This window comes from Curtobacterium ammoniigenes NBRC 101786, assembly GCF_001571045.1.
Classification (GTDB): Bacteria; Actinomycetota; Actinomycetes; order Actinomycetales; family Microbacteriaceae; genus Curtobacterium; species Curtobacterium ammoniigenes.
In genome coordinates, this window is the sequence record NZ_BCSV01000007.1 from 15,453 (window position 1) to 29,225 (window position 13,773).

Consider the following 13,773-nt stretch of genomic DNA (forward strand, 5'->3'; position numbering starts at 1 on the left):
GTTGGATCCATGCAGCTGACCAAGTACACGCACGCAACGGTCGTCCTCACGAAGGACGACGTCACCATCGTCATCGATCCCGGTACCTTCACCCCTGAGGCGGAGCAGCTCGCGAGCACGGCGGCCGCGGTCCTCGTCACCCACGAACACGGCGACCACCTCGACGTCGACGCGGTGCAGCGGGCGCTCCAGGCGGCACCGGACCTCGTCGTCTACGCACCAGAAGGCGTCGCGGACCAGCTGGGTGCGGCCGACCGCGTCCACACCGTGCACGCGGGGGACGCGTTCGGGGTCGGTCCGTTCTCCGTGCAGGTATTCGGCGAGCGACACGCGGTGATCCACCGCGACCTCCCCACGATCGCGAACGTCGGCTACCTCGTGGACGGCTCGGTCTTCCATCCCGGGGACGCGTACCTCGAGCCCGGCGTGCCCGTCGAGACTCTGCTCATCCCGACGAGCGGGCCGTGGTCATCGACCGCGATGGGCGTCGACTACATCCGGGCCGTCGCTCCGAAGCGTGCGATCCAGATCCATGAGGCGATGCTGTCCGAGCTCGGCCAGAAGTCGACCGCGCGCATGCTCGGACCGGAAGGCCTCGGCGGCGTCCAGACCGACATCCTCGAGCCGGGCACGACCGTCACGCTCTGAGCGCCATCAGGCAGTCGGTTCGCCCGGCAGCGCAACGCGATGCTGTGGGCGTGCTCCGGACGGCTCGCGCCGTGCTGCGAACGTGCTCGGGCGTGCTGCGGACGTGTGAGGATTGTGGGTCGTGACCACGAGCCTCCCGTCCGCAGCATCGGACCCCAACGCTCCCGCCACCGACGGTCGACGTCGCGGCGTGATCATCGTCGGGTCGCTCAACGCCGATCTCGTCGTCCGAACCGACCGGTTTCCGTCGCCGGGCGAGACCGTCCACGGTTCCGATCTGCGTGTCCTTCCGGGGGGCAAGAGCGCAAACCAGGCGGTCGCCGCGGCGAGGCTCGGGGCCGACGTCCGCATCGTCGGTGCCGTGGGCGCCGACGCGAACGGCTCGCTGCTCCTCCAGTCGGCGTCCGCGGCCGGTGTCGACACCGCCGACGTGCGTGTGCTCAATGGCATCGCCACGGGGACCGCAATCATCACCGTGGACGCCCGGGGCGAGAACACGATCGTGATCTCACCGGGCGCGAACGGCCACCTGACCGAGGCGGACGTCTCCGCAGCGTCGTTCGACGGCGCCGCCGTGCTCGGGCTCTGTCTCGAGGTACCGATGCCGGTCGTCGTCGCCGCCGCCGAGCGGATGCGGAAGGCGCAGGGCCTGGTCGTGACGAACCTCTCGCCCTTCGGGCCCGTGCCGGCAGCGCTCCTCGAGTCCACCGACGTGCTGCTCGTGAACGAGCACGAGGCCGCACAACTCGGTGACCACGGCGTGCGGCGATGGATCATGACGTCCGGCGCAGCCGGCTGTCACGTGTATGACGGCGACACCGAGCCGGTGCACGTTCCGGCCCCGACGGTCGATGCGGTGGACACGACCGGCTGCGGCGACGCCTTCATGGGCGCGGTCGCGGCTCGCCTCGCTGACGGCGACAGCCTCCTGGCAGCGGCGCGATACGCGACGCTTGTCGGCGCGTTCGCGGCTACCCGCGAGGGTGCGCAGCCGTCCTATCCCACGTTCGCGGACATCGTCGCGTTCGCCGAGGCGGGGGCGTCGGCGGGGTCGTCCGGCCCCGGCGTCGACTGAGGTGTACGACTCACACGTGCCCCATCCGATGCCGGGTGGCTCCGATCAGTCGTCGACCTCGTCGCCGAGAAAGTCCGCATAGGTCACTTCGGGCTCCGGGTCGAGACAAGGCACCTGCTGACGGTGCGGCGTGTGGATTCCCCCCGCGCTGGCGCGTTGCTCCGGCGTGAACGGCGGCAGGTAGTTGCTGGGCGTCATGGTTCCTGCTTTCGTCGCTCCTGACGCTAGCGGGCCAAGCAGGCGGCGCGCAGGGTTCTGCGCGGATCGTCCCCCGAGCGGGAACCAAATGGGGGACCGCATTTCGCTGACAGCAGAGCCGATGCGTTGGCATGGATACGGGGGAGGCGCCTCACGCCTCCGCGCCTAGCTCGCGCATCTCCGCGGCGGGCTCGCGCACCACGTCCTCGGGACGCTTGTCCGGTCGCCAACCACGCCATGACGGATGCCGCAGCCGCCCTCCCGCAGTCCACTCCGTGAACTCGACCTCGGCGACGTAGCGTGGTGTGACCCAGTGCGCGTCCGCCTGATCCGCGCGCGGCACGTCGGTGCTAAACGGCGACGTCACGCGACGCAACGGCCGGAGCATGCGTTCGATGTCGTCGAGGTCTCGGTCGCGGAACCCGGTGCCCACCTTCCCGACGTACGCGAGTCCGTCCGCTCCCGGCACGCCGAGCAGGAGCGAGCCGACCCCACCTGCTCGCCGTCCCGCGCCGGGGCGCCAACCACCGACGACGACCTCCTGGGTGGCGTGATGCTTCCACTTCAGCCACGCATCGGAGCGGCGACCCTCTGCGTACCGCGACGATCGGCGTTTGGCGACCACACCCTCCAGTCCGAGCGACCGCGATTCGGTCATCGCGTCATCCAGTGTCCCGTCGAATGCGGGCGGAACCTCGATCACATCGCCCGGGTCGACGATCGTCGCCAGTGCCTCCCGACGGTGCGTATAGGACAGCCGTGTCAGGTCGTGGCCGTCCGCAGCGAGCACATCGAAGACGATGAAGCGGACCGGCGCGGTTCGTGCCGCTGCCGATATCTCGCGGGCGCCGGTTCGGCCCATGCGTCCCTGCAGCTGCCCGAAGCTCGGGCGACCATGCTCGTCGAGCGCCACGATCTCGCCGTCGAGCACGCCGTCGACGCCGACATGGTCGGCCAGCGCCTGCAGCTCCGGATACTGATCGGTCAGATCGTTGCCGTTTCGGCTGCGCAGCTGGACGCCATCGCCGCCCACCGCAGCGAGCGCGCGGATGCCGTCCCACTTCATCTCGAACGCCCAGTCGCCTGGATCGAGCGGACTCCGCGTGCGCGCGGGTGTCGCGAGCATCGGGCGCCGCTCCGCGAAGGGCGCCAGCGTGGACCGTTGGCCGTGACGCTCGCCGGACGCTGCTGTGCGGCGCGTCGCGGGAGGCGGATCGAGCGCGTCGGGTTGCTCCTTCGTGCGGTGGATGAGCCAGTTCTTCGTCTCCCGGCCGCCGCGCCCGCCGGTATGGAGGAGCGCGACGCGTCGACTTCCGCGGGTCCGACCGTGCAGGGTGACGATGACTTCGGCGCCCTCTCGCCACTTCTCGCAGTCGTACGTGCCGCTGTCCCAGATGGTGACGGTCCCCCCGCCGTATTCGCCCGCGGGAATGATGCCCTCGAAGCCGCCGTACTCGAGCGGGTGGTCTTCGGTCTGCACCGCGAGATGGTTCGCCGCAGGGTCCGTGGGTTCACCCTTCGGCAACGCCCAGCTCACGAGCACGCCATCGTGCTCGAGGCGGAAGTCGTAGTGGTCCCGCGTCGCGTGGTGCTCCTGAATCACAAAGGTGGGTGCTCCATCCTGTCTGACCGTCGGCACGTCGACCGGTACCGGCTCCGGGGTTCGCTCCGGGTCCCGCATCGACCGATACCGAGCCAGCCGATCATCAGCGGCACTGCCCCCGTGATCGTCATGGGAGGCGCGAGTCGCGTCCGCCCGCTCCGTCCCGTCGTCGGAGTGCCACCGCCCGTGATCCGGACGACCCACGGCGAGTGCGGCCGCAGCCACCGGGTGCAGCAGGTCCCCGTGGTCCTGCGCGCGCTCGAGGACCTCCTCGTATCGCAGTTGCCGGAGGCCGGGCTCGGTCAGCTCGTCCCATCGCCGCGGTGCCGCGACGGTCGGGAGGCTCGTGCCCCGAAGCGAATACGGCGCGATCGTTGTCTTGTTGCCGTTGTTCTGCGACCAGTCGACGAAGACCTTCCCGGCGCGCTCCGCCCGCGACATGGTCGACAGGACGAGATCGGGCATGTCCTGTTCGAGTGCGCGCGCGAGCTCGTGCGCGACCGCGCTGACGTCGGCCGTCGACGACGTCCCGTCGAGCGGGGCATACAGGTGGATCCCCTTGCTGCCGGAGGTCACCGGGAGCGGATCCAGGCCCATGCCATGCAGGATCTCGCGAGCCGCTCCCGCGACCTCGGCGCACTCGCGGAGCCCCACGCCGTCGCCCGGATCGAGATCGAGGACGAGCCGGTCGGGAAACTGCGGCTGACCGTCACGGTCGAAGCGCCACTGCGGCACGTGCAGCTCGAGCGCGGCCTGCTGCGCCAGCCACACGATCGTCGGGAGATCATCGGCGACCGGGTATTCGAGGTCGTGATGCTCATGGTGAATGGTGTGGTGCGCGATCCAGTCGGGGGCCCCGCGCGGCAGGTTCTTCTCGAAGAAGACGGGGCCGTCCACGCCGTCCGCCCACCGCTTCCGAGTCACCGGGCGGTCCTTGACGTGCGGGATCATCCACGGCGCGATCGCTTCGAAGTAGGCGATGACGTCGCGCTTCGTCGTGCCCGCGGCCGGATACAGCACCTTGTCCAGGTTGGTCAGGGTGAGCGAGCGCCCGGCGATCAGCACCCGCTGTCCACTGCTGCTCATTGCCCCATGCTGCCGCTGCGGCGCTGCTGACGTTCCCTGCTGATGCGCCGCCGCGGTCCAGACGCGGTTCCGCGCGCTCGTGCCAGCGTCTTCCGGGCCCACTCGGATTCCGGCGCTCCCGGGCGCGCTGGAGGATCATGGCCGTCATGAGGTCGATCTGGAAGGGATCCATCGCGTTCGGGCTGGTGAACGTCCCTATCAAGGTGTACGCCGCGACGGAGACGCACGACGTGTCCCTGCACCAGGTGCATGCCGAGGACAAAGGCCGTATCCGGTACAAGCGGGTCTGCGAGTTCGGGCACGAGGTCGACTACGGCGACATCCAGCGCGCGTATGACGACGGCGAGAAGACGGTCATCCTGACGCCGGACGATTTCAAGCAGTTACCAGAGGAGCAGTCGCACGAGATCGAGGTCCTCGAGTTCGTGCCCACTGAGCAGGTCGACCCGATGCTGTTCGAGAAGTCGTACTACCTCGAACCGGATTCGCGCTCGCCGAAGGCGTACGTCCTCCTGCGGGAAACCCTGGAGCGCACGGACCGGACGGCCATCGTGCAGTTCACGCTTCGGCAGAAGACGCGCCTGGGCGCCCTCCGCGTCCACGGCGACGTCCTGCTCCTCCAGGGGCTGCTCTGGTCCGACGAGGTGCGCGAGGCCGACTTCCCTGCGCTCGGCGGCGACACGAAGGTGAGCGCCAACGAACTGAAGATGTCGTCGTCGCTCGTCGAGAGCATGTCGTCCGATTTCGAACCGGACAAGTACACGGACGAATATCAGGTCGAGCTGCAGCAGCTCATCGACGCGAAGCTCGAAGCGGGCGACGACGTCGACACCGCCCAGACGTTCGGCGAGCGCGCGGAGGGGAGCGCTGACGACGGCGGCGACGTCATCGACCTCATGGCAGCCCTTCGCGCTTCGGTCGATCGGAAGCGCGCCAAGTCGTCCGGGTCGTCGTCGAGCCGATCCGGCGGGAGCGCGCGTGCCGACTCGGCCGACGATTCCGGCGATTCCGACAATTCGGCCGCCGACGCATCGTCTGGCGGAAAGAAGTCCGCCTCGCGGTCGTCGGGTGGGCGGGCGAGCGGTTCACGCTCCGCGGGCAGCACGGCAGCCGGTGCCGGACCGTCCGACACGAAGAAGTCGTCAGCGCGCGGGGGATCGAAGGCGCGAGCGAAGTCCAGCGACGCGGCGGACGCGAAGCCGCGCACCGCGAAATCGCGGTCGCGGGCCTCCTGAGCGTCGTGACCTGACGCCTTGATATCCGCCACCGATGCGACTGCGATGGTCGCAGCGGGCTCCTTATCGCGCGGGGCGCTGATGGACGTCGAAGTCCACCGCTGACGTCGGGGCGGGCGTCGACGGCATCGGCGGGGCGGCCGGGCCCCCGATCGCGTCAGCAGCGTCAAGTACGGCGCGCGTCGCCGCTGCGACGGTTCGCAGCGACTGCTCGAGCGGCATGGCTCGGTGCGCTGGCGTGCAGACTTCGACACCCCACGGCTCATCGAACCCAAGCGACCGCATCGTGCGGATGAACCCGGGCAGATCCCACGCCCCGCTTCCGGGCACGTAGCGCGCATCGCGACTCTCGTCCGCGAGCGTCAGCCCGCTCGGGGTGGACAGCAAACCGTCTGAGAGTTCCACCGCGAACACGGACCGCGGGTCGAGGGCGTCGCGCAGCGACGCGAGCGTCGACCCGCCGCGCAGTACGTGCATGGCGTCGACGAGCAGGCCACCGTTCCGGTGGTCGGCGCTCCGCACGAAGCGGGCGGCCCGTTCGATCGTCGGCAGGTTCGACCACGGCACCGGTTCCAGCACCAGCTGGGCGCCGACCGTCTCGGCCTGGGCGGCGAGATGGTGCCACGCGTGCAGCATCGCGTCGGGCGTGCTCGGGGTCGGCGACGTGTCTGCGGCGACGATCACGTGGGAGGCACGAAGCGTCGCCGCGGCCTCCAACAGCACTCCGCGGTCGGCGTCGCTCCGGTCGCGGAGCGGCCCGTCGGCCCACCAGTGGTCGAGCGTGCCGAGCTGCACCCAGACGATGCCGGCGTCATCGAGCATTCGCTGCAGCGCGCGGAAGCCGATGGAGCCGCGGAGCGCGTGGAGGTCGTGCATGCCGAGACCGATGCCCGCGAATCCGGCCGCGGCGACCTCGGCGATACGGATCTCGATCGGGATCGCGCACCGCTCGTCGGCGTCACCGGGGCGTACGCCGCCCGCTGTCGTCCACGCGGTCGCGAGCAGGTCGTGTTCTTCCACGGCGGCCTCCCCAGTTTCGCGGTCGCCACCTGACGGCGCCCACGGTCGCTCTGTCTACCCGCTCTTCCTGAGTCCGCGTCCAGTCACCGCACCGAAACGCAGGTGCGGCCCGGGCAGCGACCTGGGAGCGGGGCTGCGAGACGCCGTCACCCGCCCGCCGGCTGGCGTTCACACGATTCGGGCGTGCACGGTTCCGACACCATCGAGCGACCCGGAGAGCTCCTGCCCAGGGGTGACCGGCCCGACGCCGTCCGGTGTCCCCGTGAACACGAGGTCACCGGGTTCGAGCCGTACCGTGCGCGAGAGCGCGGCGATCACATCGGCGACCGGCCAGATCATGTCGGCCAGGTCACCGCGCTGCCGGACGACACCGTCGACACGCAGTTCGATCGCCCCCCGCGCCGGGTCGACTCCGTTCGCGGGCCGAAGCGCGCCGATCGGCGCCGAGGCGTCGAAGCCTTTCGCGAGGTCCCACGGGCGCGCCAGCCGCTTCGCCTCCGCCTGAAGGTCACGGCGGGTCAGATCGATTCCGACCGCGTAGCCCCACACGTGTGCGAGTGCGTCCGCCGCTGCGATATCCGACCCGCCGACTCCGATGGCGACCACCTGCTCGATCTCGTACTCGAGCTGCGCGGTCTGCGGCGGATATGGCACGGCCTCGCCATGCACGACGATCGCGTCCGCAGGCTTTGTGAAGAAGAACGGCGGCTCACGGTCCGGGTCGTGGCCCATCTCACGAGCGTGGGCGGCGTAGTTGCGGCCGACGCAATAGATGCGCCGGACGGGGAACGCGCCTCCCGTGGTCGTCGGGACGGTCGGGAGGCTCGGGGCTGGGATGACGAGATCGCTCACGCCGTTATCTTCTCCCCGTCCTTCTGGCCGTCGCTCGTTGCATCGGCTTCCTTGTGGCGAGCCTCCTCGGCCTCGTCCGCGATGTGGATAGCCGCGTGGATGAGCGCGAGGTGGGACAGCCCTTGCGGAACGTTCCCCATGAACGCGCCGGTGTCGGCACTGATCATCTCGCTATACAGGCCGACATCGTTCGCCTGGTCGATCATCGCGTTCATCAGCGCGACCGCCTCGTCGATGCGCCCGACGCTCGCCATCGCGCTCGCAAGCCAGAAGGAGCAGGCGACGAACGGCGACTCTTCCGCCGCCATTCCCGAGTAGCGGTAGACCAAGGGGCCCACGCTCAGTTCCTTGAGGATCGCGTCGATCGTCGCGTTCATCCGCGCCCCCCGATCGAATGCCGCCGAGTGCAGGAGCATCGACGTGTCGAGCTTGTCGGACCCGGCGTACATGACGTAGCTCTGCCGTTCCTCGCTCCACCCATGCTCGCTGACCCACTCCTCGATGAGTTCGCGGTTCCGAACCCACCCCTCGCGGTCACCGTGGAGCTGGCCTTTATCGTGCAACTCGATTGCCGCGTCGAGCGCCTGCCAGCAGCCGATCTTGCTCGACACATAGTGCTGCTGCTCGCTGAGCTCCCAGAGCCCGCTGTCCTTCTCGGGCCAGCGCTTGCACGCGTCGTCCGCAAGTCCTTCGAGCACGTCGGCCGTGTGGCGGTCGAGCACGTTGCCGTTCGCGACGTACCCCCGCATCACCTCGAACACGTCGCCGTAGACGCCGAGCTGCAGTTGATGCGACGCGGCATTCCCTTCCACGACGGGTCCGATACCCCGCCAGCCGGGCACGTCCCTGTGGTGCACACCGTCGGCCTTCTCGCCTTCCAGCGTGTAGAAGATCGGCATGCCGTCGCCGTGTTCGGCAATGGTGCGCAGGACCCAGGACACTGCCGCGTGCGGCTCCTCCCGGAGGCCGAACCAATAGAGCGACCGAACGGTGAACGACAGGTCGCGCACCCAGGCGAATCGGTAGTCCCAGTTCTTGCCGCCGTGCTCGTTCTCCGGGAGGCTCGTGGTTCCGGCCGCCGCGATTGCTCCGGTGGGTGCGTAGATCAGCAGCTTGAGGGCGAGCGCGCTCCGCTGCACCGCCTCCGCCCACGGTCCGGTGTAGGAGAACTCTCGAGACCAGTCCTCCCAGTTCTGGAGGGTGCGGTCGATTCCGCGCATGCTGTCGCCGGGGTCAGGTCGATACACCGGCTCGTCGCGTGTTCCGACGATGGTCAAGATGTGCTGCGATCCCGCCTGCGTGAGGAAGCGGCCCGAGAACCGAGGCCCGTCTTCGTGGACCGGCTCGAACCCGCGCTCGACGATCGCGATGGTGACCCCGTCGATCGCGACGACCGGACCGTTCCCGGTGTCGTGGCGCACCGGGGTCGCCGTTCCGAGCATGGTGCCCGGCTCGACAGCCCATTCCAGCTCGACCTCACCGTCGACGCCCTGCACGCATCGACCGAACTCGAGCCACGGGAGCCGCCCGGCGACGCCGGTGATCATCGCGTCGGTGACGGTGCAGGACCCGGTGTCGGTCGTCCAGGTGGTGACGAGCACGTTGGTGCCCGGGTGGTAGTGCCGCTCCACGGATGCGGGACCCGTGGGCCGGAGTGCGATGTGTCCGCCGTGCTCGCTGTCGAGAATCGCGGCGAAGACGGGCGGTGCGTCCAGCGACGGGACCGGCAGCCAATCCACACGACCGTCGCGCGCGATCAGGCCGATCGTGCGGCCATCCCCGATCGCCGCGTAGGAGCGAATCGGCGCGTACCCGTCCACCCGTGACTCGACATCACCGTCTGCGCTGCGCTCGGCCTCATTCGGATATGTCTGCATGCGCTCTATGCAACTCCGCTCCGAGTGCATGCGTGGCGGTGGGGGTACACCAGAAGCATGGAGCGTGCGATTACCGGATCAGTCCGGCTGTTCTGTGATTCCCGGTCGACGATCTCGGAGAGCATCGTGTGGGACCCGGAACGGAGCCTGCTGTGGTTCACCGACATCGGGCTCGGTGTCCTGCACGCGACGGACTCCGCGGGCACGATCGCGGGGAGCAGTCCGCTGCCGCCACCGCTGGCATCGTTCCAACCCCGCGCTGCCGGCGGGTTCGTCGCAGCACTGCAGGATCGCGTGATCCTCACGGACGCTGCCGGTGCGATGGTCGAGACGATCGCCACGATCGAACACGCCGCGCCGGGCATGCGACTCAACGAGGGTAAATGCGATCCGTTCGGCAGGTTCGTCGTGGGCAGCATGGTGATCGACAAGGAGGCGCCGAACGCGGCGCTCTACGCGGTCGAGCCGGATGGTGCGGTGCGGGTACTGCGCGGCGGGTTCGGCATCACGAACGGCTTCGAGTGGTCGGACGACGGCGCCACCATGTACGTGACCGACACCGAGACGTCGACGATCTATCGGGCCGACTACGGGCCCGACGGCGACCTCGGCGAACTCGAACCCTTCATCACCGCCGGCAAGCACGACGGACTCGCGCGCGATGACGAGGGCTGCTTCTGGAGCGCCATCAACGGCGGCTCCCGCGTGGAGCGGTTCGGGCCGGACGGCTCGCACCTTGAGACGGTCGAGGTGCCCGTCTCCGGCGTCACCTCCGTCGCGTTCGGCGGCGACGACATGTCGACCCTGTTCATCGGGTCGTCGCGTGAAAACCTGACGGAGGAGCACCTGGAGCGCCATCCGACGGCTGGCTCCGTGTATGCCGTGCCGACGCGAGTGCACGGGAGGCCCGCCTTCCGATTCGCAGCATGACTGCCGCCGTCCGCGTCCCGACCCGCCGATTCGAATGACCCCCGTCCGGCCCGCCGTCCCGAATGACACCTGTCGGGCCCGCCGATTCGAATGACACCCGTCCGGGGGAGCGCTCGGTAGGATCGCCCTCCACCTACTTCGGAGGCATTGTGACCGATCCCACCCCGGCGGGTGCCCTTGTCGTCGAGCGAACCGGCGCGGAACGCGGACGGCCGATCGTGCTCGTTCGCGGAACCGCAGCCCGCGTGACGGATGCCGATCGCTTCGTCGAGCTCCTGGGCGAGCGCCACCCGGTATTCAGCGTCGAGCTCCCGGGGTTCGGGGCGCAGCCGCTCCCGCCCGGCGGTCGTGACCTCTCCGTCGAGACCGTCGCGACCGCGCTCGAATCCACCATCGATTCGCTGGAAATCACCGACCCGATCATCGTCGGGGAGACCGTGGGAGCGGCGTGCGTTGCGGCCGTCGCAGCGCGTCGGTCCGACTGGAACGACGTCGTGATGATCGCTCCCGGCGTCGATCCGGAGGCGCGCACCGTCAGCGAGACGCTGGTCCGGCTTGCGCAGAGCGTGCGACGTGAACCGGCACGTATCCGGTGGACTGCGTTCGTCGCGCTCCTGCTGCTCCGCTTCCCCGTGATACGGCTCCTCGTCCGCAGTCTTCGCTTCGACATCGGCGCCTGTGCGCCGACGATTCGCTCGCGCGTTCTGCTGATTCGTGGCGAACACGATGCCGTCGTCCCGCGGTCCGCGCTGCGCGAACTCGCCCGCGCCCTTCCATACGGCGTGATCCGCGAGGTCATCGGCGCCGGGCACTACGCGTCGGCGTCGCAACCGACCGCTGTCGCGGCCCTCATCGTGGCGTTCGCCGATGGAGCGATCGAGGATCGCGGGGTGGCATCGCTGCAGCGCGTCGGGGAGGAGAGCGCGGACGCCTCCCTCGACACGCTTTCGGGATCCGAGCGGTGGGAGATCCTCCGGGACCGCGTGCGCGAGCGGTTCGGACGTGCCTCGTCGGAGCCGGACGCCGTCAGTCGAACGGAATCGTCCCCGGAAGATCGTCTGCAGTAAGCGCGTTCGCCTCAGCGATGACCTGCCGGGCGTTGTCCGTCTTGTCCCAGACGTTCCAGAGCAGCACGCCGCAGACGACCCCGTCGTCGAGGTAGTAGACGACCCCCTGCTTCGTCGGGTCGGCCCAGTCCTCCACCGTCTCCAGGGACGCGTCTAGGCGACCGACCGCTTCGTAGCCCATGTCGAAGACGTCCGAGTAGTACATCGGCGTGTACGCGTACGGCTCATTCGCTCCGGCGAGGTTGCGGCCCGCCTGCCGGCCCTGGTGCTGAGCGTTGTCCACGTGCTCGACGCGTCGCTCGCCGAGCAGCATGTCCGGGTAGTGGGCGATATCGCCGGCGGCGAAGATATCCGGGTCCGCAGTCCGGAGTCGATCGTCGACGATCACGCCATCGTCGACGGCGAGCCCCGCTGCGGCCGCGAGGTCGTCGATCGGGTCGATGCCGAATCCCACGACGACCGCCGCTGCCCGGACCGTCGTCCCATCGTCCAGTGTCAGCGTGACGTCTTCCGCCCCCTCGGAGGCATCGACGACTCGGCGGCCGGCGCGCACATCGACGCCTGCGTCGACGAAGTGCTGATGGAATGCTTCGGCGAGGTCCCTGGGGAACATCTGCGCGCCGACCCGCTCGGTGGGTGTGATGAACGTGACCTGCGCGTTGTTCTGCGCGAGCGCCGATGCCATCTCCGACCCGATGTATCCGCCCCCGACCACGGCAATCGTGGCGTGCGCGGCGGCGAGCTCGCGGACCCGTCGATAATCGTGCGCGCTTCGGTAGGCGATGACACGGTCCGACGGTTCGAGGCCCGGCAGCGAACGCGGACGGCCGCCGGTGGCGATCAGCAGCTTCTCGTATCCGAACCGATCACTGCCCGCCGTCGCGACGACGTGCGCGTCGCGATCGATGGCGGTGACGACGGTCTGCAGTCGGATGTCGGCGCCGGTGTCGTCCGCAGTGTGCAGATCGACCTGATCCGGCCACGAGAAGTCCGGGTCGGTCCAGAGCTTCTTCGACAGGGCAGGTCGGGCATAGGGCGGGTCCATGTCGGCGCTGAGGATCCCGATTCTGCCATCCGCGTCGATCTCGCGAATGCCGCGGGCGGCTGCGTCCGCGGCCATCCCCCCGCCGATGATCAGGTACGTGTAGTCGCTCATACCGCCGTCATACTCTTCGCGCGGTGATCGTCGGTTGGGTCTTGAGTCCTGCGCTCAGATGGTGGCGACCGACCCGCCGTCGACCCGGTAGTTGGAGCCGTTCACGAACGAGGATCGGTCGCTGCACAAGAACGCGATCACATTCGCCACCTCTTCCGGCTCACCGCGACGGTGCTGGGCGAGGAACGGCCGCTCCTCGTCGAGGAACGAGTCGACCGCGTCGTCGAAGGAGGAGCCGAGCTGCTCCGCGCGCTTCTCCATCATCGCGTCGGTCATCGGGGTGTGGATGAACGCGGGAGAGACGGTATTCACAAGAAGACCCTCCGTCGCGTAGCTCCGCGACAGTCCTTTCGCCATGGACAGGACACCCGCTTTCGCCGCGCAGTAGGGCAGCTCGTCGTCGTAGGGCTGCACAGCATCCTCGCTGACCAGGTAGACGAGGCGACCCCAGCCTCCGGCCCGAAGATCGGGCAGGAACTCGCGAGTGATCCACACGGGGCCGAGGAGATCGATGTCGATCGTCGTGCGCCACCCGTCCTCGTCGATCTCGTGGAACTGACCCTGAGCACCGGTCACTCCGGATGACTGCACGAGGATGTCCACCGCGCCGACGCGCTCGGCGATGTCGGCATGGAGGCGCGCGAGGCTCGCCGGGTCTGTCACGTCCGCGGCCATCGCGAAGAGCCGGCCCGGATTCGCCTCAAGCTTCTGCGCGGCGGCATCGAGTTCGTCCTGGTCGACGTCCGAGAGGATGACCGTGGCGCCCTCCTGCAGAAGAACTCGGGCGGTGCACCAGCCGATCCCGGAGTCACCTCCGAAGATGAGCGCCGTGCGGCCGGAGATTCCGAGGTCCATAGTCGTTCCTTTGCTGGTCAGGCGGAGACGGCCGCAGCCTGGGTGCGGGTGCGGTGCCGGATCTCGGCCCGTTCGGTCTACTCGCGCGGGCCTGGTGCGCGCCCAGTGACCACCGCGGCGCTGTCCCCCACCCCTGGGACGGGAGGACAGCGCCGCGGGCTGCAGCCGAAG

12 protein-coding genes are annotated in these 13,773 nt (G+C 69.1%); 5 read left to right on the forward strand and 7 right to left on the reverse strand.

Annotated elements, in window-relative coordinates; genetic code table 11:
* Positions 1–9: 9 nt before the first annotated feature.
* Entirely contained in the window at positions 10–648 is a 639-nt protein-coding gene (locus CAM01S_RS13175) for an MBL fold metallo-hydrolase (protein ID WP_066522722.1), read from the forward strand.
* Positions 649–769: 121 nt separating this feature from the next.
* Positions 770–1,723 (forward strand): ribokinase, encoded by a 954-nt coding sequence (locus CAM01S_RS13180; protein ID WP_083528051.1) that lies wholly within the window; start codon positions 770–772, stop codon positions 1,721–1,723.
* Between the two features lie 45 nt (positions 1,724–1,768).
* Here CAM01S_RS13180 and CAM01S_RS14750 read toward each other — a convergent pair whose 3' ends face one another.
* Together CAM01S_RS14750 and CAM01S_RS13185 are read right to left on the reverse strand one after the other, a co-directional pair.
* Positions 1,769–1,921: a hypothetical protein gene (locus tag CAM01S_RS14750; RefSeq protein ID WP_157071579.1), complete on the reverse strand. Its 153-nt coding sequence runs from the start codon at positions 1,919–1,921 to the stop codon at positions 1,769–1,771.
* Between the two features lie 151 nt (positions 1,922–2,072).
* On the reverse strand, positions 2,073–4,610 hold the full coding sequence (locus tag CAM01S_RS13185) for an ATP-dependent DNA ligase (RefSeq protein WP_066522871.1): 2,538 nt from the start codon (positions 4,608–4,610) through the stop codon (positions 2,073–2,075).
* Positions 4,611–4,756: 146 nt separating this feature from the next.
* On the opposite strand from CAM01S_RS13185, the gene ku reads away from it, so the two are divergent.
* Entirely contained in the window at positions 4,757–5,845 is a 1,089-nt protein-coding gene (ku, locus tag CAM01S_RS13190) for a non-homologous end joining protein Ku (RefSeq protein ID WP_066522873.1), read from the forward strand.
* 63 nt (positions 5,846–5,908) lie between these two features.
* Here ku and CAM01S_RS13195 read toward each other — a convergent pair whose 3' ends face one another.
* The 3 genes from CAM01S_RS13195 to CAM01S_RS13205 form a co-directional block, all read right to left on the reverse strand.
* Positions 5,909–6,865: a sugar phosphate isomerase/epimerase family protein gene (locus CAM01S_RS13195; RefSeq protein ID WP_066522724.1), complete on the reverse strand. Its 957-nt coding sequence runs from the start codon at positions 6,863–6,865 to the stop codon at positions 5,909–5,911.
* Between the two features lie 168 nt (positions 6,866–7,033).
* Complete coding sequence (locus CAM01S_RS13200; protein WP_373277712.1) at positions 7,034–7,597, reverse strand: fumarylacetoacetate hydrolase family protein; 564 nt, start codon at positions 7,595–7,597, stop codon at positions 7,034–7,036.
* 116 nt (positions 7,598–7,713) lie between these two features.
* Positions 7,714–9,594 carry a glycoside hydrolase family 15 protein gene (locus CAM01S_RS13205; protein WP_083528052.1) on the reverse strand — a complete coding sequence of 627 codons (1,881 nt, stop codon included), beginning with the start codon at positions 9,592–9,594 and terminating at the stop codon, positions 7,714–7,716.
* 57 nt (positions 9,595–9,651) lie between these two features.
* Between CAM01S_RS13205 and CAM01S_RS13210 the strand changes: the two genes are divergently transcribed.
* A complete protein-coding gene (locus CAM01S_RS13210) occupies positions 9,652–10,524 on the forward strand; it encodes an SMP-30/gluconolactonase/LRE family protein (RefSeq protein ID WP_066522730.1) in 873 nt (290 codons plus the stop codon).
* A 149-nt stretch (positions 10,525–10,673) separates the two neighbouring features.
* On the forward strand, positions 10,674–11,591 hold the full coding sequence (locus CAM01S_RS13215) for an alpha/beta fold hydrolase (RefSeq protein WP_066522733.1): 918 nt from the start codon (positions 10,674–10,676) through the stop codon (positions 11,589–11,591).
* Here CAM01S_RS13215 and CAM01S_RS13220 read toward each other — a convergent pair.
* Together CAM01S_RS13220 and CAM01S_RS13225 are read right to left on the reverse strand one after the other, a co-directional pair.
* Entirely contained in the window at positions 11,551–12,747 is a 1,197-nt protein-coding gene (locus tag CAM01S_RS13220) for an NAD(P)/FAD-dependent oxidoreductase (RefSeq protein ID WP_066522734.1), read from the reverse strand. The genes CAM01S_RS13215 and CAM01S_RS13220 overlap by 41 nt on opposite strands.
* A 54-nt stretch (positions 12,748–12,801) precedes the next feature.
* Positions 12,802–13,602, reverse strand: coding sequence for an SDR family NAD(P)-dependent oxidoreductase (locus CAM01S_RS13225; RefSeq protein WP_066522736.1), 801 nt, complete (start codon positions 13,600–13,602; stop codon positions 12,802–12,804).
* Positions 13,603–13,773 lie beyond the last annotated feature (171 nt).